Consider the following 22,952-nt stretch of genomic DNA (forward strand, 5'->3'; position numbering starts at 1 on the left):
CTGAATCCAGCGTTGGGATCTGGTCTTACCAGATGAAGCGGAGTGTGGAATTAATGTTAATAAAATGCAAATTTCAGTTTAAATAATTGCTGTGAAGATCACGGATGGCGGAAAGGGTTCGGTGCCCGAATGGCTGTGCTAAGATGCGCAGGTTATGGTCGAAAACAGAAGGGTAAACTATGGATTCGCTGGCCGCACAGTATAAAGAGCATATGGCAACGCTACAGGAGCGCGCCCGCAATGTTCTGGCGCGCTTCAATCTTGATGCGTTGCTGATTCATTCGGGTGAACTGTTCAACGTCTTCCTTGACGATCACCCCTATCCCTTCAAGGTGAACCCCCAGTTTAAGGCGTGGGTGCCGGTCACCCAGGTGCCGAACTGCTGGCTGCTGGTGGATGGCGTGAACAAGCCGAAACTCTGGTTCTACCTGCCGGTGGATTACTGGCATAACGTAGAGCCGCTGCCGGACAGTTTCTGGACCGATGAAGTTGAGCTGGTGGCGCTGCCGAAAGCGGATGGCATCGGCAGCCAGTTGCCCGCGAATCGTAAAAATATCGCTTATATTGGCCCGGTGCCGGAACGTGCGCTGCAACTGGAGATTCCGGCCGACCAGATTAACCCGAAAGGGGTGATTGATTACCTGCACTACTACCGCGCCTATAAGAGCGACTATGAAATTAGCTGCATGCGTGAAGCGCAGAAAATGGCGGTATCAGGTCACCGGGCGGCCGAAGAGGCGTTTCTCTCCGGGATGAGCGAATTCGATATTAACCAGGCTTATCTGACCGCGACGGGACATCGTGATATCGATGTGCCTTACGGCAATATTGTGGCCCTGAACGAGCATGCCTCAGTACTTCATTACACCAAACTGGATCACACTGCGCCGCCTGAAATGCGTAGCTTCCTGCTGGATGCCGGGGCGGAGTATAACGGCTATGCGGCGGATCTGACCCGAACCTGGACCATGCATCACGACAGCGACTTTGCCCAACTGATTAAAGACGTCAACGAAGAGCAACAGGCGCTGATTGCCACCATGAAAGTCGGCGAGCGCTATACCGATTACCATCTTCAGTTTCATCAGCGGCTGGCGAAGATTCTGCGCCGTCATCAGATTGTGACTGACATCAGCGAAGAGGCGATGGTGGAAGCGAACCTGACCGGGCCCTTTATGCCGCATGGTATTGGCCATCCGCTGGGACTCCAGGTTCACGATGTGGGCGCTTTTATGCAGGATGATACCGGCACCCATCTGGCGCCGCCGGAGCTGTATCCTGCACTGCGCTGCACCCGTATCCTGGAGCCGCGTATGGTGTTGACCATCGAGCCGGGCATCTACTTTATCGACTCGCTGCTCACACCCTGGCGTGAAGGGCAGTACAGCAAGCACTTTAACTGGCAGAAGATCGAAGCGCTGAAGCCTTACGGGGGTATCCGTATAGAGGATAACGTGGTGATGCATGAAAATAGCCTCGAAAATATGACCCGGGATCTGAAGCTGGCCTGATGGAAAGCTGGTTGATTCCGGCGGCGCCAGTCACCGTTAACGAAGAGATTAAAAAGAGCCGCTTTATCACGCTGTTGGCCCATACCGACGGCGTAGAGGCGGCGAAGGCGTTTGTTGATGCCGTACGTGCCGAACATCCTGATGCCCGCCATCACTGCTGGGCCTGGGTGGCCGGTGCGCCTGACGATTCGCAGCAGTTGGGGTTTTCCGACGATGGCGAACCCGCAGGCACGGCGGGTAAACCGATTCTGGCGCAGTTGATGGGCAGTGGCGTTGGCGAAATTACCGCCGTGGTGGTGCGTTATTATGGCGGGATTAAGCTTGGAACTGGCGGGCTGGTTAAAGCCTATGGCGGCGGCGTACAGTTGGCGCTTGGCCAGCTCACCACTGCGCGTAGGGTGCCCCTACAAGCGTATCTTCTTCACTGTGACTATGGGCAACTGTCCGGCGTGGAAGCACTGCTGAAACAGTGTGAAGGACTGGTGGCCCATAGTGACTATCAGGCCGAAGTCAGGCTCCAGGTGGCGCTTCCTCAGGCAAAAGTGGCCGAATTTTCGGCCAGACTGGCCGATCTGAGCCGCGGTACATTGCATTTGCTACCGTTTGCACAATAATCCCACCTGATATTTTTTGATTGCAAAGGAAACGGCTGAAATGCATTTTCGTGCCATAACCCGAATCGTTGGCCTGCTGGTTATCCTCTTTTCGGGAACGATGTTCCTTCCCGGCCTGGTGGCATTGATTTATCGGGATGGCGCCGGCCGCGCCTTTACGCAGACCTTTTTTGTCGCACTGGCCATTGGCGTGTTGTTGTGGTGGCCCCATCGTCATCAGAAAAGTGAACTGAAGCCGCGCGAAGGCTTTCTTATTGTGGTGCTGTTCTGGACCGTGCTGGGTAGCGTCGGGGCCCTGCCTTTTATCTTTTCCGAACGGCCTAACCTGACGGTGACTGATGCTTTCTTTGAGTCCTTCTCCGGGCTGACGACCACTGGCGCCACTACGCTTGTGGGGCTGGATTCGCTGCCGCATGCGATACTCTTCTATCGTCAGATGCTTCAGTGGTTTGGCGGGATGGGAATCATCGTACTGGCGGTGGCGATACTCCCGATCCTGGGGGTTGGGGGCATGCAGCTCTATCGCGCGGAAATGCCAGGGCCGCTGAAGGACAATAAAATGCGACCGCGTATTGCCGAGACGGCCAAAACGCTGTGGCTAATCTACGTACTATTAACGATAGCCTGTGCTCTGGCGCTGTGGTTCGCCGGTATGCCAGCCTTCGATGCCATTGGCCACAGCTTTTCGACCATCGCCATCGGCGGCTTTTCGACACATGACGCCAGCGTGGGCTACTTCGACAGCACGACTATCAACACCATTATCGCCATCTTCCTGCTGATCTCTGGCTGTAACTATGGGCTGCACTTCTCGCTGCTGAGCGGTCGCAGCCTGAAGGTGTACTGGCGCGACCCGGAATTCAGAATGTTTATTGGGGTACAGCTATCGCTGGTGGTGATCTGCACTCTGGTGCTGTGGTTCCATAATGTCTATGAATCGGCCTGGCAAACTCTGAATCAGTCTTTCTTCCAGGTGGTCTCGATGGCGACCACGGCAGGGTTCACGACCGACAGTATTGCTCGCTGGCCGCTGTTCCTGCCGGTATTGCTGCTCTGTTCTGCGTTTATCGGCGGCTGTGCCGGTTCTACCGGTGGGGGCCTTAAAGTCATTCGTATCCTGCTGTTGTTTAAACAGGGGAACCGCGAACTGAAGCGCCTGGTGCATCCCAGCGCGGTCTACAGTATTAAGCTTGGCAATCGCGCGCTGCCGGAACGTATTCTGGAAGCCGTGTGGGGATTCTTTTCGGCCTATGCACTGGTCTTCCTGATCAGTATGCTGGCGATTATCGCCACCGGTGTGGACGACTTCTCAGCATTTGCTTCTGTAGCAGCTACGCTAAATAACCTGGGGCCGGGACTTGGCGTAGTGGCGGATAACTTTTCCACCATGAATCCGGTTGCTAAGTGGATCCTGATTTGCAACATGCTGTTCGGGCGACTGGAAGTCTTTACCTTATTGGTACTCTTTACGCCAACATTCTGGCGCGAATAATCGGAGCGAAATGTGACAACCCTGATTCTGTTTTCGACAAGGGACGGGCAAACCCGGGAGATTGCTGCCAGCATTGCTTCCGGTCTGAAGGAACATGGCATTGATGCCGAGCTGCAGAATCTGCATCGGGTAGAAACGCTGGCGTGGGAGCAGTACGATCGGGTAGTGATTGGCGCTTCTATTCGCTATGGCCATTTTCATCCGGCCCTGACGGATTTTGTGAAAAAGCATGTGGCCGAGCTCAATGCGCGGCCAGGCGCCTTCTTTTCCGTAAACCTGGTTGCTCGTAAGCCGGAAAAGCGGACTCCGCAAACCAACTCTTATACGCGCAAGTTTCTGCTGGCTTCTCCCTGGCAACCGGATCTCAGCGCGGTCTTTGCTGGCGCGCTGCGTTATCCACGCTATCGCTGGTTTGATCGCTTTATGATTCGCCTGATTATGAAAATGACCGGAGGAGAAACGGATACCAGTAAAGAAGTGGTCTACACCGACTGGAATCAGGTGGCTGATTTTGCCCGTGAAGTCGCTCGCTTAACGCGCAGCGGGACGATTAATTGAGCGTAATGGCGGAAAAACGGGCTGATAAACATTTTTTTTAAATTAGCCCTTGCCAGCACGAATTCAGGCCCTATAATGCGCCACCACTGACACGGAACAACGCCTTACGGCGCACCGGGTCAGCGGGATGAAAGCGAAAACAAACGCTTGACTCCCGGGCGGGAAAGCGTAATATACGCAGCCCGCGCCGCTGACAAAACAGCGCGCACTGCTCTTTAACAATTTATCAGACAATCTGTGTGGGCACTCGAAAGCACTGATATCCTGAACGTCGAAAGACGCTAAATGAATATCAAGTCTCAAGAGTGAACACGTAATTCATTACGAAGTTTAATTCTTTGAGCATCAAACTTTAATTGAAGAGTTTGATCATGGCTCAGATTGAACGCTGGCGGCAGGCCTAACACATGCAAGTCGAGCGGCAGCGGAAGGAAGCTTGCTTCCTTGCCGGCGAGCGGCGGACGGGTGAGTAATGTCTGGGGATCTGCCTGATGGAGGGGGATAACCACTGGAAACGGTGGCTAATACCGCATAATCTCGAAAGAGCAAAGTGGGGGACCTTCGGGCCTCACGCCATCAGATGAACCCAGATGGGATTAGCCAGTTGGTGAGGTAACGGCTCACCAAAGCGACGATCCCTAGCTGGTCTGAGAGGATGACCAGCCACACTGGAACTGAGACACGGTCCAGACTCCTACGGGAGGCAGCAGTGGGGAATATTGCACAATGGGCGCAAGCCTGATGCAGCCATGCCGCGTGTATGAAGAAGGCCTTCGGGTTGTAAAGTACTTTCAGTCAGGAGGAAGGGTGTGAGCTTAATACGTTCATGCATTGACGTTACTGACAGAAGAAGCACCGGCTAACTCCGTGCCAGCAGCCGCGGTAATACGGAGGGTGCAAGCGTTAATCGGAATTACTGGGCGTAAAGCGCACGCAGGCGGTTGGTTAAGTCAGATGTGAAATCCCCGGGCTCAACCCGGGAACTGCATTTGAAACTGGCCAGCTGGAGTCTCGTAGAGGGAGGTAGAATTCCAGGTGTAGCGGTGAAATGCGTAGAGATCTGGAGGAATACCGGTGGCGAAGGCGGCCTCCTGGACGAAGACTGACGCTCAGGTGCGAAAGCGTGGGGAGCAAACAGGATTAGATACCCTGGTAGTCCACGCCGTAAACGATGTCGACTTGGAGGCTGTGAGCTTGACTCGTGGCTTCCGGAGCTAACGCGTTAAGTCGACCGCCTGGGGAGTACGGCCGCAAGGTTAAAACTCAAATGAATTGACGGGGGCCCGCACAAGCGGTGGAGCATGTGGTTTAATTCGATGCAACGCGAAGAACCTTACCTGGTCTTGACATCCACGGAAGGTCTCAGAGATGAGACTGTGCCTTCGGGAACCGTGAGACAGGTGCTGCATGGCTGTCGTCAGCTCGTGTTGTGAAATGTTGGGTTAAGTCCCGCAACGAGCGCAACCCTTATCCTTTGTTGCCAGCGATTCGGTCGGGAACTCAAAGGAGACTGCCGGTGATAAACCGGAGGAAGGTGGGGATGACGTCAAGTCATCATGGCCCTTACGACCAGGGCTACACACGTGCTACAATGGCGCATACAAAGAGAAGCGACCTCGCGAGAGCAAGCGGACCTCATAAAGTGCGTCGTAGTCCGGATTGGAGTCTGCAACTCGACTCCATGAAGTCGGAATCGCTAGTAATCGTGAATCAGAATGTCACGGTGAATACGTTCCCGGGCCTTGTACACACCGCCCGTCACACCATGGGAGTGGGTTGCAAAAGAAGTAGGTAGCTTAACCTTCGGGAGGGCGCTTACCACTTTGTGATTCATGACTGGGGTGAAGTCGTAACAAGGTAACCGTAGGGGAACCTGCGGTTGGATCACCTCCTTACCTTTGGATACAGTATTCGCAGTGTCCACACAGATTGTCTGATGAAAGTAAAGAAGCAAGACGGCTACGAAGTCGTGACACTTTTCGTGTCCCCTTCGTCTAGCGGTTAGGACTCCGCCCTTTCACGGCGGCAACAGGGGTTCGAATCCCCTAGGGGACGCCACTTGCTCGGTGACAGGTGAAAGATGTTACCCCCGATATCTCAAAACTGGCTCAGTGAGTCATGTTTGAGATATTTGCTCTTTAACAATCCGGAACAAGCTGAAAATTGATAATCCATAAACGGGACAACCGTTTAATGGGTCTCTCAAGCTTGCAACACGAAGACATCTTCGGGTTGTGAGGTTAAGCGAATAAGCGTACACGGTGGATGCCCTGGCAGTCAGAGGCGATGAAGGACGTGCTAATCTGCGAAAAGCGTCGGTAAGCTGATATGAGGCGTTATAACCGACGATGTCCGAATGGGGAAACCCAGTGTGATTCGTCACACTATCATTAACTGAATCCATAGGTTAATGAGGCGAACCGGGAGAACTGAAACATCTAAGTACCCCGAGGAAAAGAAATCAACCGAGATTCCCTGAGTAGCGGCGAGCGAACGGGGAAGAGCCCAGAGTCTGAATCAGCGTGTGTGTTAGTGGAACGGTCTGGAAAGTCCGGCGATACAGGGTGACAGCCCCGTACACGAAAATGCACATGCTGTGAGCTCGATGAGTAGGGCGGGACACGTGTTATCCTGTCTGAATATGGGGGGACCATCCTCCAAGGCTAAATACTCCTGACTGACCGATAGTGAACCAGTACCGTGAGGGAAAGGCGAAAAGAACCCCGGCGAGGGGAGTGAAACAGAACCTGAAACCGTGTACGTACAAGCAGTGGGAGCACTCTTTATGGGTGTGACTGCGTACCTTTTGTATAATGGGTCAGCGACTTATATTCTGTAGCAAGGTTAACCGAATAGGGGAGCCGAAGGGAAACCGAGTCTTAACCGGGCGTTAAGTTGCAGGGTATAGACCCGAAACCCGGTGATCTAGCCATGGGCAGGTTGAAGGTTGGGTAACACTAACTGGAGGACCGAACCGACTAATGTTGAAAAATTAGCGGATGACCTGTGGCTGGGGGTGAAAGGCCAATCAAACCGGGAGATAGCTGGTTCTCCCCGAAAGCTATTTAGGTAGCGCCTCGTGAATTCATCTCCGGGGGTAGAGCACTGTTTCGGCTAGGGGGCCATCCCGGCTTACCAACCCGATGCAAACTACGAATACCGGAGAATGTTATCACGGGAGACACACGGCGGGTGCTAACGTCCGTCGTGAAGAGGGAAACAACCCAGACCGCCAGCTAAGGTCCCAAAGTCATGGTTAAGTGGGAAACGATGTGGGAAGGCCCAGACAGCCAGGATGTTGGCTTAGAAGCAGCCATCATTTAAAGAAAGCGTAATAGCTCACTGGTCGAGTCGGCCTGCGCGGAAGATGTAACGGGGCTAAACCATGCACCGAAGCTGCGGCAGCGACACTGTGTGTTGTTGGGTAGGGGAGCGTTCTGTAAGCCTGCGAAGGTGTGCTGTGAGGCATGCTGGAGGTATCAGAAGTGCGAATGCTGACATGAGTAACGATAAAGCGGGTGAAAAGCCCGCTCGCCGGAAGACCAAGGGTTCCTGTCCAACGTTAATCGGGGCAGGGTGAGTCGACCCCTAAGGCGAGGCCGAAAGGCGTAGTCGATGGGAAACGGGTTAATATTCCCGTACTCGGTGTTACTGCGATGGGGGAACGGAGAAGGCTATGTCATCCGGGCGACGGTCGTCCCGGTTTAAGCGTGTAGGCTGACTTTCCAGGCAAATCCGGAGAGTTAAGGCTGAGGCGTGATGACGAGGCACTACGGTGCTGAAGTGACAAATGCCCTGCTTCCAGGAAAAGCCTCTAAGCTTCAGGTAACAACGAATCGTACCCGAAACCGACACAGGTGGTCAGGTAGAGAATACCAAGGCGCTTGAGAGAACCCGGGTGAAGGAACTAGGCAAAATGGTGCCGTAACTTCGGGAGAAGGCACGCTGACATGTAGGTGAAGCCCCTGCGGGTGGAGCTGAAGTCAGTCGAAGATACCAGCTGGCTGCAACTGTTTATTAAAAACACAGCACTCTGCAAACACGAAAGTGGACGTATAGGGTGTGACGCCTGCCCGGTGCCGGAAGGTTAATTGATGGGGTTATGGGTAACCAGAAGCTCCTGATCGAAGCCCCGGTAAACGGCGGCCGTAACTATAACGGTCCTAAGGTAGCGAAATTCCTTGTCGGGTAAGTTCCGACCTGCACGAATGGCGTAATGATGGCCAGGCTGTCTCCACCCGGGACTCAGTGAAATTGAACTCGCTGTGAAGATGCAGTGTACCCGCGGCAAGACGGAAAGACCCCGTGAACCTTTACTATAGCTTGACACTGAACATTGAGCCTTGATGTGTAGGATAGGTGGGAGGCTTTGAAGCGTGGACGCCAGTACACGTGGAGCCAACCTTGAAATACCACCCTTTAATGTTTGATGTTCTAACCTGGCGCCATTATCTGGCGTGGGGACAGTGTCTGGTGGGTAGTTTGACTGGGGCGGTCTCCTCCCAAAGAGTAACGGAGGAGCACGAAGGTTGGCTAATCCTGGTCGGACATCAGGAGGTTAGTGCAATGGCATAAGCCAGCTTGACTGCGAGCGTGACGGCGCGAGCAGGTGCGAAAGCAGGTCATAGTGATCCGGTGGTTCTGAATGGAAGGGCCATCGCTCAACGGATAAAAGGTACTCCGGGGATAACAGGCTGATACCGCCCAAGAGTTCATATCGACGGCGGTGTTTGGCACCTCGATGTCGGCTCATCACATCCTGGGGCTGAAGTAGGTCCCAAGGGTATGGCTGTTCGCCATTTAAAGTGGTACGCGAGCTGGGTTTAGAACGTCGTGAGACAGTTCGGTCCCTATCTGCCGTGGGCGCTGGAAGACTGAGGGGGGCTGCTCCTAGTACGAGAGGACCGGAGTGGACGCACCACTGGTGTTCGGGTTGTGATGCCAATTGCATTGCCCGGTAGCTAAGTGCGGAAAAGATAAGTGCTGAAAGCATCTAAGCACGAAACTTGCCCCGAGATGAGTCTTCCCTGAGACCTTTGAGTCTCCTGAAGGGACGTTGAAGACGACGACGTTGATAGGCCGGGTGTGTAAGCGCAGCGATGCGTTGAGCTAACCGGTACTAATGACCCGAGAGGCTTAACCTTACAACGCCAAAGATGTTTTGGTGTGATGTTGAGAGACAGAATCAAATCAGCTTGTGACGGATAAACGCTTATGGCCTGTATGGCGGTAAGCGGAACAGAATTTGCCTGGCGGCGACAGCGCGGTGGTCCCACCTGACCTCATGCCGAACTCAGAAGTGAAACGCCGTAGCGCCGATGGTAGTGTGGGGTCTCCCCATGCGAGAGTAGGGAACTGCCAGGCATCAAACCAGTGAAGAACCCCGGTCATTGACCGGGGTTTTTTGCGTTTATAGCACCGGGAAAAGTCCTCCTCACCAGTCACGTTATAAGCGATCGTCGCCAGGATAGGGTAAACTAGCGGGGTTTGACTGACCTGGAAAGAGACCATGACCACCTCCCTAAAACCTTTCAATACATTCGGTATAGATGCACAAGCCGCTCGAATTGTGCACGCTGAAAATGAACAGCAACTCCTGAATGCATGGCAGAGCGCCAGTGCGGAACATCAGCCGATATTGATCCTGGGGGAGGGAAGCAACGTACTACTGCTGGAAGACTTTGCAGGCACGGTGATCCTGAATCGTATTGGTGGCATAGACATCCGTGAAGGGCATGATGCCTGGTATTTGCACGTGGGTGCGGGTGAAAACTGGCACCACCTGGTGAAGTATACGCTGGATCATGGTATTGCTGGTCTGGAGAATCTGGCGCTGATTCCTGGATGTGCGGGGTCTGCGCCTATTCAGAACATCGGTGCCTATGGCGTGGAGCTGAAACAGGTGTGTGATTATGTTGACTGCCTGGAACTTGCTACCGGGAAGCATAAACGCCTGTTGGCGGATGAATGCTGCTTCGGTTATCGCGACAGTATCTTCAAGCATGAGTATCAGCACCGCTATGCCATCACGGCACTGGGCCTGCGCCTGCCTAAACAATGGCAGCCAGTGCTCTCCTATGGCGATCTGTCCCGCCATAACCCTCAGGATGTTACGCCACGTCAGGTTTTCGACGCGGTGTGCCATATGAGACGCAGTAAGTTGCCGGATCCCGCACTTACCGGGAATGCAGGCAGCTTTTTCAAAAATCCTGTCATCACAGAACAGCAGGCCGCGTCATTACTGGCGGAGCACCCTAATGCCCCTCATTATCCTCAGGTGGATGGAACGGTGAAGCTGGCAGCCGGCTGGCTGATCGACCGCTGCCAGTTAAAAGGACATCAGAAAGGGGGGGCTGCGGTTCATCGTCAACAGGCGTTGGTTCTGATTAATGAAAACAATGCGACCGCACGGGATGTGGTTGCCCTGGCCCATGACGTCCGACAGCGTGTGGGGGAAACGTTTAATGTCTGGCTTGAACCTGAAGTCCGCTTTATTGGCGCCCGGGGAGAAGTCAGCGCGGTGGAGACCATTGCATGAAGGATTACAAGATCCCCCTGACGTTGATCGGCATTCTGGCCGACGGCGAGTTTCATTCCGGAGAGCAGCTTGGTGAGCAGTTGGGAATGAGCCGGGCTGCGATTAATAAGCATATTCAAACCCTGCGTGACTGGGGGATCGATGTCTTTACCGTTCCAGGTAAGGGCTATAGCCTGCCTGCCCCTATTCAGTTACTGGAGCGCGATGTCATCCTCAACCAGATTGGTGATGGCTCGGTGGAGGTACTGCCGGTGATCGATTCCACTAACCAGTACCTGATTAACCGTATTGGTGAACTGCATTCGGGTGACGTCTGTATTGCCGAATATCAACAGGCCGGTCGTGGCCGCCGTGGCCGTCAGTGGTTCTCTCCCTTTGGTGCGAACCTGTATCTTTCCATGTACTGGCGTCTTGAGCAGGGACCTGCAGCGGCTGTAGGGTTGAGTCTGGTGATCGGTATCGTCATGGCTGAAGTGCTTCACAAGCTGGGTGCCAATGAGGTTAGGGTTAAATGGCCGAACGATCTCTATTTACATGACCGTAAGCTGGCGGGGATTCTTGTTGAACTCACGGGTAAGACCGGTGATGCGGCGCAGATCGTTTTCGGTGGTGGTATTAACCTGGCAATGCGTAATGTTGCGACCGATATCGTAAACCAGGGCTGGATCAATCTGCAGGAGGCGGGGATCAGCGTCGACCGTAACCAACTGGCGGTGCTACTGATCAAAGAGCTGCGTCAGTCACTGCGTCAGTTTGAACAAGGTGGCCTGGCGACTTTCCTGGCGCGCTGGGAAAAGCTGGATAATTTTATTAACCGGCCGGTTAAGCTCATTATTGGCGAGCGTGAAATACCCGGTATCTCTCGGGGAATTAATGAACAGGGCGCGCTAATGCTGGAGCAGGATGGGGTAATTACGCCCTGGGTTGGCGGCGAAATTTCATTACGTCCGGGCGATTAATAATAAAGGGGGATATACCCCCTTTGTTTATTTCCGTAACCGCACGCAGTCCACGGCGTGATTGGCGCTTTTGGTCATGATCAGACTGGCGCGCTCACGAGTGGGAAGGATATTTTCCTTAAGATTCTGCCAGTTAATTTCTCTCCACAGACGAGTCGCTGTCTCGACAGCCTCATCACGGGATAACTTTGCATAGTTGTGGAAATAAGAGTCGGGATCGGTAAATGCCCCTTCGCGGAATTTCAGGAAGCGGTTAATGTACCAGCTTTCCAGTAAATTCTCAGGCGCATCGACGTAAATAGAAAAGTCGACGAAGTCAGAGACAAATACATGATGCGGATCGTGGGGATAATCCATGCCACTCTGTAGAACATTAAGACCTTCAAGAATCAGAATGTCCGGTTGATTAACGGTTTTGTCTCCACCGGGAATCACGTCATAGGTCAGATGAGAATAGACCGGTGCGGTAACGTTAGGTACGCCTGACTTGATGTCTGAGACAAACTTCACCAGCCGGTGCATATCATATGACTGTGGGAACCCCTTCTTCTTCATCAGGTTACGTTCGTTCAGAACCTTGATGGGGTAGAGGAAGCCGTCAGTGGTAATAAGCTCTACTTTTCGATGTTCCGGCCAGCGGCTGAGTAACGCCTGTAAAACGCGCGCAGTAGTGCTTTTACCCACGGCAACGCTGCCGGCGATACTAATCACATACGGAATCCGCTGCCCATTGGTACCGAGGAATTGCTCCAGCACCGCCTGACGACGCAGATCAGAACTGATATAGAAATTCAGCAGACGAGAAAGGGGCAGATAGATTTCCGCCACCTCTTCAAGCGAGAGATCTTCGTTGATCCCCTTAAGACGTGCGACTTCGCTTTCCGTCAGCGTCATGGGGACGGAATTACGAAGTGCGGCCCACTGGCTCCGGTTGAACTGAAGATAAGGCGTCATTAACTTTTGCTCTTTATTGCTCATAAGCATGCATCGGCCTGCGGTTCAGGGAGATACCAGAGGACTCCCACACTGGCGCACTACATCAACAAATTTTTAATATCAGGGCTGGAGGGTATCACCAGATGCTGGCGAATAATAAGAAAAAATCGCCTCTGGTCATCCTGTGCTATGCTGCAATCGAAGCGTTGGTCTGGTGCTGTACCGGGTCAGTGGTGTGGAGTCTGCGCACATAATGTGCAATGTTCTGGTGGATAAGGAAAATCTGCTGAACATAAAATCCGCGCCCACAGAGAAATCGCGGTAGCAAATTGCGTAAAATAACAGCACTTTTTCGGTCTGTAGCGCAAAATGTGAGCGGTAGGCCATTTTACGCAATTTTTTTGTTGCATAGGCGGGCAGCTGTTTCTAGAATGCGCGCTACTTGATGCCGGCTTAGCTCAGTTGGTAGAGCAACTGACTTGTAATCAGTAGGTCGCCAGTTCGATTCCGGCAGCCGGCACCATCAAGTATCGGGTGGGGTTCCCGAGTGGCCAAAGGGAGCAGACTGTAAATCTGCCGTCATCGACTTCGAAGGTTCGAATCCTTCCCCCACCACCATATTCACCGCAGAAATGCGGTAAACCAGTAAGCGGTTTCGTTAAGAAACGCTTGCCGGGGAAGGCGCAAGCCTTCTGGGGCATTATGTCACGGTTGAGTAATCAACCTGCGTGGTGGCCCCCTGGTGAGACGTATTTTGTCTCACCGCTGTTTTAGCAGTGCTTTTAGTGCTGTGAGGCGGTAGCCTCAACAAAACGGCTCGAATACTTGAGAGGTTTTCTCTCCAGAAAGAATCAGGTAGCCGGGTTTCAGGATGCGGGCATCGTATAATGGCTATTACCTCAGCCTTCCAAGCTGATGATGCGGGTTCGATTCCCGCTGCCCGCTCCAGTGCTGATATAGCTCAGTTGGTAGAGCGCACCCTTGGTAAGGGTGAGGTCGGCAGTTCGAATCTGCCTATCAGCACCACCTCCTTTATCCCCCCTGTTTCTCTTCTGCTTGCTGAATTCAACAAATTCAGGCGTTGTGCCTGGTTGATGTGGTGATATCACCGATTTATCCGTGTCTTAGAGGGACAATCGATGTCTAAAGAAAAGTTTGAACGTACAAAACCGCACGTTAACGTCGGTACTATCGGCCACGTTGACCATGGTAAAACAACGCTGACCGCCGCCATTACCACCGTACTGGCTAAAACCTACGGTGGTTCTGCTCGCGCATTCGATCAGATCGATAACGCGCCGGAAGAAAAAGCTCGTGGTATCACCATCAACACCTCTCACGTTGAGTATGACACCCCGACTCGCCACTACGCGCACGTTGACTGCCCCGGGCACGCCGACTACGTGAAAAACATGATCACCGGTGCTGCTCAGATGGACGGCGCTATCCTGGTTGTTGCTGCAACTGACGGCCCGATGCCGCAGACCCGTGAGCACATCCTGCTGGGTCGCCAGGTAGGCGTACCGTGCATCATCGTGTTCATGAACAAGTGCGACATGGTTGATGACGAAGAGCTGCTGGAACTGGTTGAGATGGAAGTTCGTGAGCTGCTGTCTCAGTACGACTTCCCGGGCGACGACTGCCCGGTTATCCGCGGTTCTGCACTGAAAGCGCTGGAAGGCGACGCTGAGTGGGAAGCGAAGATCGTTGAACTGGCTGAAGCTCTGGATACCTACATCCCTGAGCCGGAGCGTGACACCGACAAGCCGTTCCTGCTGCCGATCGAAGACGTATTCTCCATCTCTGGTCGTGGTACCGTTGTTACCGGTCGTGTTGAAACTGGTATCGTTAAAGTGGGCGACGAAGTAGAAATCGTCGGTATCAAAGATACTGCGAAGACCACCTGTACTGGCGTTGAAATGTTCCGCAAACTGCTGGACGAAGGTCGTGCTGGTGAGAACTGTGGCGTTCTGCTGCGTGGTACCAAGCGTGATGAAATCCAGCGTGGCCAGGTTCTGGCTAAGCCGGGCTCCATCAAGCCGCACACCAAGTTCGAAGCGGAAGTTTACGTTCTGTCCAAAGACGAAGGCGGCCGTCACACTCCGTTCTTCAAAGGCTACCGTCCGCAGTTCTACTTCCGTACCACTGACGTGACGGGTTCTATCACTCTGCCGGAAGGCGTAGAGATGGTAATGCCGGGCGACAACGTTAAAATGAACGTTGAGCTGATCCACCCGATCGCAATGGACCAGGGTCTGCGCTTCGCAATCCGTGAAGGCGGTCGTACCGTTGGTGCGGGTGTTGTTGCTAAAGTTGAAGCTTAATTGCCGATAACGTTTGACGCAATGCACAAGGAAAGGGCATCATTTGATGCCCTTTTTGTACGCTGTCGAAATACAGAACCTGGCTCATCAGTGATTTTTTTCTCATAATCATTGCTGAGACAGGCTCTGCCGATAGCGTTAATGCCGGATGTGCGGCAACGTACGCCGGTCTGGTCTGCCCCGCTTAGCCGGGGCGCAAATGTTTGTCTTTATTGTGACAGGTTGATTTATGAGTGCGAATACCGAAGCTCAGGGAAGTGGGCGCGGCCTGGAAGCGATGAAATGGCTGGTTGTTGCCGTGCTGCTGCTTGTGGCTATCGTCGGCAACTATCTTTATCGTGATATTACCCTGCCGCTGCGTGCTCTCGCAGTGGTGATTCTGATTGCTGCGGCGGGCGGTGTTGCGCTGTTGACGACCAAAGGCAAAGCGACGGTTGCGTTTGCCCGCGAAGCGAGAACCGAAGTCCGTAAGGTGATTTGGCCGACTCGTCAGGAAACTCTGCACACCACGCTGATTGTGGCAGCGGTGACGGCTGTCATGTCACTGATCCTGTGGGGGCTGGATGGTATTCTGGTCCGCCTGGTCTCCTTTATCACTGGCCTGAGGTTCTGAGATGTCTGAAGCTCCAAAAAAGCGCTGGTACGTCGTTCAGGCGTTTTCCGGTTTTGAAGGCCGCGTAGCGACTTCCCTGCGCGAGCATATCAAATTGCATAACATGGAAGATCTGTTTGGCGAAGTCATGGTGCCAACCGAAGAGGTTGTTGAAATCCGCGGTGGCCAGCGTCGTAAAAGCGAGCGCAAATTCTTCCCGGGCTATGTACTGGTTCAAATGGTTATGAATGACGCGAGCTGGCACCTGGTGCGCAGCGTACCGCGCGTGATGGGATTCATTGGTGGGACGTCCGATCGTCCGGCACCGATCAGCGACAAAGAAGTTGATGCGATTATGAACCGCCTGCAGCAGGTGGGTGATAAGCCGCGTCCGAAGACGCTGTTCGAACCGGGCGAAATGGTTCGCGTCAACGATGGGCCCTTCGCCGACTTTAACGGCGTGGTGGAAGAGGTGGATTACGAAAAGAGCCGCCTGAAGGTTTCCGTCTCTATCTTCGGCCGCGCAACACCGGTCGAGCTGGACTTCGGCCAGGTAGAAAAAGCCTAACCACGGCGATCAATCGTTGCACAGGGCGTGAGATTGGAATACAATTTCGCGCCTTTTGTTTTTATGGGCCTTGCCCGTAAGACGGTTTTAATATGGGGAGCCTGATTTCAGGCGCTATACCCAACAGAGGAAATTTAAGATGGCCAAGAAAGTACAAGCCTACGTTAAGCTGCAGGTTGCAGCTGGTATGGCTAACCCGAGCCCGCCGGTTGGTCCGGCTCTGGGTCAGCAGGGTGTTAACATCATGGAATTCTGTAAGGCGTTCAACGCCAAGACTGATTCCGTTGAGAAAGGTCTGCCGATTCCGGTTGTTATTACCGTTTACGCTGACCGTTCCTTCACCTTTGTTACCAAAACCCCGCCGGCTGCCGTTCTGCTGAAGAAAGCTGCTGGTATCAAGTCTGGTTCCGGTAAGCCGAACAAAGACAAAGTGGGTAAAGTAACTCGCGCTCAGGTTCTGGAAATTGCCCAGACTAAAGCAGCGGACATGACTGGTGCCGATATTGAAGCGATGGCTCGTTCCATCGAAGGTACCGCTCGTTCCATGGGCCTGGTAGTGGAGGACTAAGACAATGGCTAAACTGACCAAGCGCATGCGCGTGATCCGTGACAAGGTTGATGCGACCAAACAGTACGACATCAACGAAGCCGTTGCCCTGCTGAAAGAGCTGGCTACCGCTAAATTCGTAGAAAGCGTTGACGTTGCCGTTAACCTCGGTATCGACGCGCGTAAATCTGACCAGAACGTTCGTGGTGCAACCGTACTGCCGCACGGTACTGGCCGTTCCGTTCGCGTAGCCGTATTTACCCAGGGCCCGAACGCTGAAGCTGCTAAAGCAGCTGGCGCTGAGCTGGTAGGTATGGAAGATCTGGCTGACCAGATCAAGAAAGGCGAGATGAACTTCGACGTGGTTATCGCTTCTCCGGATGCGATGCGCGTAGTTGGCCAGCTGGGCCAGATTCTGGGGCCGCGTGGCCTGATGCCGAACCCGAAAGTGGGTACCGTAACGCCGAACGTTGCTGAAGCTGTTAAGAACGCTAAAGCCGGTCAGATCCGTTACCGTAACGACAAGAACGGCATCATCCACACCACCATCGGTAAAGTGGACTTTGACGCTGACAAACTGAAAGAAAACCTGGAAGCGCTGCTGGTTGCCCTGAAAAAGGCGAAGCCGGCTGCAGCGAAAGGCGTGTACATCAAGAAAGTTAGCCTGTCCACCACCATGGGCGCTGGCGTTGCGGTAGACCAGGCTGGTCTGAGCGCTTCCGCTAACTGATTTCGCCTTTGACGTGGGCGGCGAATTTGTCTACAATTTTACGCCCACTGTTCTGCCACGTGCAGAACGGCAATGATTTATCTGGTTGGAGCCTGGCCTTATCCAGGCCTCCGTCCAAGACCGCAGGTGGTTCGCAAGAGTCTTAATTTCCTGCGTAGACGGTGACAGAACCTGAAGAATATTTTTAATAATCTTTGGCTTGCTTCTGCTCACCGTATTTCGACGCTTAGGGCTTCGCCCGAAGTGAAGTGAGTTCCGGGGCCATTTGTCCCCGGCAAAAATCCAGGAGCAAAAGCTAATGGCTTTAAATCTTCAAGACAAACAAGCGATTGTTGCTGAAGTCAGCGAAGTAGCCAAAGGCGCGCTGTCTGCAGTAGTTGCGGATTCCCGTGGCGTGACTGTAGACAAAATGACCGAACTGCGTAAAGCAGGTCGCGAAGCCGGCGTATACATGCGTGTTGTTCGTAACACCCTGCTGCGCCGTGTTGTTGAAGGTACTCAGTTCGAGTGCCTGAAAGACGCGTTTGTTGGTCCGACCCTGATCGCATACTCGATGGAACACCCGGGCGCTGCTGCTCGTCTGTTCAAAGAGTTCGCTAAAGCGAATGCAGATTTTGAGGTCAAAGCCGCTGCCTTTGAAGGTGAGCTGATCCCGGCGTCGCAAATCGATCGCCTGGCAACGCTGCCGACTTACGAAGAAGCACTGGCACGCCTGATGTCGACCATGAAAGAAGCCGCTGCCGGCAAACTGGTCCGTACTCTGGCTGCTGTACGCGATGCAAAAGAAGCTGCTTAATTGCACTCCTTTGGCTGGCGTACTCCTTGCTAACGTATAAACTTAATTCTGATTTTCAGGAACAATCAAATGTCTATCACTAAAGATCAAATCATCGAAGCAGTTGCCGAAATGTCCGTAATGGATATCGTAGAGCTGGTATCTGCAATGGAAGAAAAATTCGGCGTTTCTGCCGCTGCTGCTGTAGCTGTTGCTGCCGGCGGTGCTGCTGAAGCTGCTGAAGAGAAGACCGAGTTCGACGTCATTCTGAAAGCCGCTGGCGGTAACAAAGTTGCTGTAATCAAAGCAGTACGTGGTGCTACCGGCCTGGGCCTGAAAGAAGCTAAAGACCTGGTAGAGTCTGCTCCGGCAGCTCTGAAAGAAGGCGTTAGCAAAGACGACGCTGAAGCTCTGAAAAAATCCCTGGAAGAAGCTGGCGCTGAAGTTGAAATCAAGTAAGCCCAACTTTCAGGTTGCAGCCTGAGAAATCAGGCTGATGGCTGGTGACTTTTTAGTCACCAGCCTTTTTGCGCTGTAGAGCGCCAGTAGCGTTTCACACTGTTTGACTGCTGGTTGCTCCACAATGCTTGTTTCTATCGACGACTTAATATACTGCGACAGGACGCAGTCCTGTGTAAATTGCAATGAAATGATTTAAGAGTGATAGAAACAGGCATTGCGAGAGGTGTTCCACTTCTCGGTCAACAAAATGGTGTTGCATAAACTGTCCTTTCAATGGGCAGAGTGGGTCGACTTGTCAGCGAGCTGAGGAACCCTATGGTTTACTCCTATACCGAGAAAAAACGTATTCGTAAGGATTTTGGTAAACGTCCGCAGGTGCTGGATGTTCCATATCTCCTTTCTATCCAGCTTGACTCGTTCCAGAAGTTTATCGAGCAAGATCCTGAGGGGCAGAACGGTCTGGAAGCGGCTTTCCGTTCCGTATTCCCGATTCAGAGTTATAGCGGTAACTCCGAGCTGCAGTACGTCAGCTACCGCCTTGGCGAACCTGTGTTCGATGTTAAAGAGTGCCAGATTCGCGGCGTGACCTTTTCGGCACCGCTGCGTGTGAAACTGCGCCTGGTGATCTACGAGCGTGAAGCGCCGGAAGGCACCGTAAAAGACATCAAAGAGCAGGAAGTCTACATGGGCGAAATTCCGCTCATGACTGACAACGGTACCTTCGTTATCAACGGTACCGAGCGTGTTATCGTTTCTCAGCTGCATCGCAGCCCGGGCGTCTTCTTTGACAGCGATAAAGGGAAAACCCACTCTTCGGGTAAAGTGCTGTATAACGCACGTATCATCCCTTACCGTGGCTCCTGGCTGGATTTCGAATTCGATCCGAAAGACAACCTGTTCGTCCGTATTGACCGCCGTCGTAAACTGCCGGCCTCCATCATTCTGCGCGCCCTGAACTACACCTCTGAGCAGATTCTCGATCTGTTCTTCGAAAAAGTGGTGTATGAGATCCGCGACAACAAGCTGCAGATGGAGCTGGTTCCGGAACGCCTGCGTGGCGAAACCGCCTCCTTCGACATCGAATCTGACGGCAAGGTCTACGTTGAGAAAGGTCGTCGTATCACCGCGCGCCATATCCGTCAGCTGGAAAAAGACGATGTGAAACACATCGAAGTTCCGGTTGAGTACATTGCAGGTAAAGTTGCCGCGAAGGATTATGTTGATGAATCCACCGGTGAGCTGATCTGCACGGCTAACATGGAGCTGTCGCTGGATCTGCTGGCGAAACTGAGCCAGGCCGGCCACAAGCGTATCGAGACCCTGTTCACCAACGATCTCGACCATGGCCCGTACATCTCCGAAACGCTGCGCGTTGACCCGACCAGCGATCGCCTGAGCGCGCTGGTTGAAATCTACCGCATGATGCGTCCTGGTGAGCCGCCGACGCGTGAAGCGGCTGAAAGCCTGTTCGAAAACCTGTTCTTCTCTGAAGACCGCTACGATCTGTCTGCGGTTGGCCGTATGAAGTTCAACCGTTCGCTGCTGCGTGACGAAGTTGAAGGTTCCGGCATCCTGAGCAAAGACGACATTATCGATGTGATGAGAAAGCTCATCGATATCCGTAACGGTAAAGGCGAAGTGGACGATATCGACCACCTCGGCAACCGTCGTATCCGCTCCGTAGGCGAAATGGCGGAAAACCAGTTCCGCGTTGGCCTGGTTCGTGTAGAGCGTGCGGTAAAAGAGCGTCTGTCTCTGGGCGACCTCGATACCCTGATGCCTCAGGATATGATCAACGCCAAGCCGATCTCCGCAGCGGTGAAAGAGTTCTTCGGTTCCAGCCAGCTTTCTCAGTTCATGGACCAGAACAACCCGCTGTCCGAGATTACCCATAAGCGTCGTATCTCTGCACTGGGCCCGGGCGGTCTGACCCGCGAGCGTGCCGGCTTTGAAGTTCGAGACGTTCACCCGACCCACTACGGTCGCGTATGTCCTATCGAAACGCCGGAAGGTCCGAACATCGGTCTGATCAACTCCCTGTCCGTGTACGCGCAGACTAACGAGTATGGCTTCCTGGAAACGCCGTACCGTCGCGTTATCGATGGCAAGGTATCGGATGAGATTCACTACCTTTCCGCCATTGAAGAAGGCAACTTCGTTATCGCGCAGGCTAACGCCCCTCTGGATGACGATGGCGCTTTCGTCGACGACCTGGTAACCTGCCGTAACAAAGGCGAGTCCAGCCTGTTCAGCAACGATCAGGTTGACTATATGGACGTATCCACCCAGCAGGTGGTTTCCGTTGGTGCCTCCCTGATTCCGTTCCTGGAGCACGATGACGCAAACCGTGCATTGATGGGTGCGAACATGCAGCGTCAGGCTGTACCGACCCTGCGTGCTGACAAGCCGCTGGTTGGTACTGGTATGGAGCGCGCCGTTGCCGTTGACTCCGGTGTAACCGCCGTTGCCAAACGCGGTGGTGTGGTGCAGTACGTTGACGCCTCCCGTATCGTTATCAAGGTTAATGAAGATGAGATGTATCCGGGCGAAGCGGGCATCGACATCTACAACCTGACCAAATACACCCGTTCTAACCAGAACACCTGCATCAACCAGATGCCTTGTGTCTCTCTGGGTGAGCCGGTAGAGCGCGGAGACGTGCTGGCCGACGGTCCGTCCACCGATCTGGGCGAACTGGCGCTGGGCCAGAACATGCGCGTCGCGTTCATGCCGTGGAACGGTTACAACTTCGAGGACTCCATCCTCGTATCTGAGCGCGTGGTGCAGGAAGACAGATTCACCACCATCCACATTCAGGAACTGGCCTGTGTGTCTCGTGACACCAAGCTGGGGCCGGAAGAGATCACCGCGGATATTCCGAACGTGGGTGAAGCTGCGCTCTCTAAACTGGATGAATCCGGTATCGTCTACATCGGTGCGGAAGTCACCGGCGGTGATATCCTGGTCGGTAAGGTAACGCCGAAAGGTGAAACCCAGTTGACCCCGGAAGAGAAGCTGCTGCGCGCCATCTTCGGTGAGAAAGCGTCTGACGTTAAAGACTCTTCTCTGCGCGTGCCGAATGGCGTATCCGGTACCGTTATCGACGTTCAGGTCTTTACCCGCGATGGCGTAGAAAAAGATAAGCGTGCTCTGGAAATCGAAGAGATGCAGCTCAAGCAGGCTAAGAAAGACCTGTCTGAAGAACTGCAGATCCTTGAAGCCGGTCTGTTTAGTCGTATCTACGCGGTGCTGGTTGCCGGTGGTGTGGAAGCCGAGAAGCTCGACAAGCTGCCGCGCGACCGCTGGCTGGAACTGGGCCTGACCGACGAAGAGAAACAGAACCAGCTGGAACAGCTGGCTGAGCAGTACGATGAACTGAAACATGAGTTCGAGAAGAAACTGGAAGCTAAACGTCGCAAGATCACTCAGGGCGACGACCTGGCACCGGGCGTACTGAAGATCGTTAAGGTCTATCTGGCCGTTAAACGTCAGATCCAGCCGGGTGACAAGATGGCAGGCCGTCACGGTAACAAAGGTGTTATCTCCAAGATCAACCCGATCGAAGATATGCCTTACGACGAAAACGGCACGCCGGTTGATATCGTACTGAACCCGCTGGGCGTACCGTCGCGTATGAACATCGGTCAGATCCTGGAAACCCACCTGGGTATGGCTGCCAAAGGCATCGGCGATAAGATCAACGCGATGCTCAAGCAGCAGCAGGAAGTGGCGAAGCTGCGTGAGTTCATCCAGCGCGCTTACGATCTGGGCATGGATGTTCGTCAGCGCGTCGATCTGAACACCTTCAGCGATGATGAGGTTCTGCGTCTGGCTGAAAACCTGCGTAAGGGTATGCCGATTGCAACGCCGGTGTTCGACGGTGCGAAAGAGGCAGAGATCAAAGAGCTTCTGAAGCTGGGTGACCTGCCGACCTCCGGTCAGATCACGCTGTACGATGGCCGTACCGGCGAGCAGTTTGAGCGTTCGGTAACCGTTGGCTACATGTACATGCTGAAACTGAACCACCTGGTTGACGATAAGATGCACGCGCGTTCCACCGGTTCTTACAGCCTCGTTACTCAGCAGCCGCTGGGTGGTAAGGCGCAGTTCGGTGGTCAGCGCTTCGGTGAGATGGAAGTGTGGGCGCTGGAAGCTTACGGCGCCGCCTACACCCTGCAGGAAATGCTGACCGTGAAGTCTGATGACGTGAACGGCCGTACTAAGATGTATAAGAACATCGTAGATGGCAATCACCAGATGGAACCGGGCATGCCGGAATCCTTCAACGTACTGTTGAAAGAGATCCGTTCGCTGGGTATCAACATCGAACTGGAAGACGAGTAATT

At 53.6% G+C, this 22,952-nt stretch carries 15 protein-coding genes, 5 tRNA genes and 3 rRNA genes; 22 read left to right on the top strand and 1 reads right to left on the bottom strand.

Going from position 1 to position 22,952, the window contains the following annotated elements:
* The first annotated feature begins 179 nt into the window (after positions 1–179).
* The 10 genes from pepQ (at position 180) to birA (ending at position 11,672) form a co-directional block, all read left to right on the top strand.
* Positions 180–1,511, top strand: coding sequence for a Xaa-Pro dipeptidase (pepQ, locus tag SCU88_RS01245; RefSeq protein ID WP_175342044.1), 1,332 nt, complete (start codon positions 180–182; stop codon positions 1,509–1,511).
* On the top strand, positions 1,511–2,125 hold the full coding sequence (locus SCU88_RS01250) for an IMPACT family protein (RefSeq protein ID WP_175342045.1): 615 nt from the start codon (positions 1,511–1,513) through the stop codon (positions 2,123–2,125). Before pepQ ends, SCU88_RS01250 begins: the two co-directional genes overlap by 1 nt.
* 40 nt (positions 2,126–2,165) lie before the next feature.
* Positions 2,166–3,617, top strand: a complete 1,452-nt coding sequence (gene trkH, locus SCU88_RS01255) for a Trk system potassium transporter TrkH (protein ID WP_138095283.1) — start codon at positions 2,166–2,168, stop codon at positions 3,615–3,617.
* A 12-nt stretch (positions 3,618–3,629) separates the two neighbouring features.
* Positions 3,630–4,175: a menaquinone-dependent protoporphyrinogen IX dehydrogenase gene (gene hemG, locus SCU88_RS01260; protein ID WP_175342046.1), complete on the top strand. Its 546-nt coding sequence runs from the start codon at positions 3,630–3,632 to the stop codon at positions 4,173–4,175.
* A gap of 353 nt (positions 4,176–4,528) precedes the next feature.
* A 16S ribosomal RNA gene (locus SCU88_RS01265) occupies positions 4,529–6,070 on the top strand.
* An 88-nt stretch (positions 6,071–6,158) separates the two neighbouring features.
* A tRNA-Glu gene (locus tag SCU88_RS01270) sits at positions 6,159–6,233 on the top strand.
* Between the two features lie 180 nt (positions 6,234–6,413).
* Positions 6,414–9,319, top strand: a 23S ribosomal RNA gene (locus SCU88_RS01275).
* 104 nt (positions 9,320–9,423) lie between these two features.
* Positions 9,424–9,539, top strand: a 5S ribosomal RNA gene (rrf, locus tag SCU88_RS01280).
* Together the 16S, 23S and 5S rRNA genes with 1 tRNA gene alongside form the textbook arrangement of a ribosomal RNA operon.
* A 145-nt stretch (positions 9,540–9,684) precedes the next feature.
* Positions 9,685–10,713 (top strand): UDP-N-acetylmuramate dehydrogenase, encoded by a 1,029-nt coding sequence (gene murB / locus SCU88_RS01285; protein ID WP_175342314.1) that lies wholly within the window; start codon positions 9,685–9,687, stop codon positions 10,711–10,713.
* Positions 10,710–11,672, top strand: coding sequence for a bifunctional biotin--[acetyl-CoA-carboxylase] ligase/biotin operon repressor BirA (gene birA, locus SCU88_RS01290; protein WP_175342313.1), 963 nt, complete (start codon positions 10,710–10,712; stop codon positions 11,670–11,672). Before murB ends, birA begins: the two co-directional genes overlap by 4 nt.
* 27 nt (positions 11,673–11,699) lie before the next feature.
* Here the strand turns inward: birA and coaA are convergent, their stop codons facing one another.
* Positions 11,700–12,650: a type I pantothenate kinase gene (coaA, locus tag SCU88_RS01295; RefSeq protein WP_138095287.1), complete on the bottom strand. Its 951-nt coding sequence runs from the start codon at positions 12,648–12,650 to the stop codon at positions 11,700–11,702.
* Positions 12,651–13,055: 405 nt separating this feature from the next.
* On the opposite strand from coaA, the gene SCU88_RS01300 reads away from it, so the two are divergent.
* The 12 genes from SCU88_RS01300 (at position 13,056) to rpoB (ending at position 22,950) form a co-directional block, all read left to right on the top strand.
* Positions 13,056–13,131 (top strand) — tRNA-Thr (locus tag SCU88_RS01300).
* A 10-nt stretch (positions 13,132–13,141) separates the two neighbouring features.
* Positions 13,142–13,226, top strand: a tRNA-Tyr gene (locus tag SCU88_RS01305).
* 255 nt (positions 13,227–13,481) lie between these two features.
* A tRNA-Gly gene (locus tag SCU88_RS01310) sits at positions 13,482–13,556 on the top strand.
* 2 nt (positions 13,557–13,558) lie between these two features.
* A tRNA-Thr gene (locus SCU88_RS01315) sits at positions 13,559–13,634 on the top strand.
* A gap of 113 nt (positions 13,635–13,747) precedes the next feature.
* Positions 13,748–14,932, top strand: a complete 1,185-nt coding sequence (gene tuf / locus SCU88_RS01320; RefSeq protein WP_138095288.1) for an elongation factor Tu — start codon at positions 13,748–13,750, stop codon at positions 14,930–14,932.
* A gap of 229 nt (positions 14,933–15,161) precedes the next feature.
* A complete protein-coding gene (secE, locus tag SCU88_RS01325; protein ID WP_138095289.1) occupies positions 15,162–15,545 on the top strand; it encodes a preprotein translocase subunit SecE in 384 nt (127 codons plus the stop codon).
* Between the two features lies 1 nt (position 15,546).
* Positions 15,547–16,092, top strand: coding sequence for a transcription termination/antitermination protein NusG (gene nusG / locus SCU88_RS01330; protein ID WP_138095290.1), 546 nt, complete (start codon positions 15,547–15,549; stop codon positions 16,090–16,092).
* Between the two features lie 139 nt (positions 16,093–16,231).
* The gene (gene rplK, locus SCU88_RS01335) at positions 16,232–16,660 is read left to right on the top strand and encodes a 50S ribosomal protein L11 (RefSeq protein WP_138095291.1); all 429 of its coding nucleotides are present in this window, start codon (positions 16,232–16,234) and stop codon (positions 16,658–16,660) included.
* A gap of 4 nt (positions 16,661–16,664) precedes the next feature.
* On the top strand, positions 16,665–17,369 hold the full coding sequence (gene rplA / locus SCU88_RS01340) for a 50S ribosomal protein L1 (protein WP_138095292.1): 705 nt from the start codon (positions 16,665–16,667) through the stop codon (positions 17,367–17,369).
* Between the two features lie 298 nt (positions 17,370–17,667).
* A complete protein-coding gene (gene rplJ / locus SCU88_RS01345) occupies positions 17,668–18,165 on the top strand; it encodes a 50S ribosomal protein L10 (RefSeq protein ID WP_138095293.1) in 498 nt (165 codons plus the stop codon).
* A 69-nt stretch (positions 18,166–18,234) separates the two neighbouring features.
* Positions 18,235–18,603, top strand: coding sequence for a 50S ribosomal protein L7/L12 (rplL, locus tag SCU88_RS01350; RefSeq protein ID WP_154776060.1), 369 nt, complete (start codon positions 18,235–18,237; stop codon positions 18,601–18,603).
* 318 nt (positions 18,604–18,921) lie between these two features.
* The gene (gene rpoB / locus SCU88_RS01355; RefSeq protein ID WP_175342312.1) at positions 18,922–22,950 is read left to right on the top strand and encodes a DNA-directed RNA polymerase subunit beta; all 4,029 of its coding nucleotides are present in this window, start codon (positions 18,922–18,924) and stop codon (positions 22,948–22,950) included.
* The last annotated feature ends 2 nt before the right edge of the window (positions 22,951–22,952 follow it).

The organism is Jejuibacter sp. L23, from assembly GCF_050815825.1.
Taxonomy (GTDB): Bacteria; Pseudomonadota; Gammaproteobacteria; order Enterobacterales; family Enterobacteriaceae; genus Jejubacter; species Jejubacter calystegiae.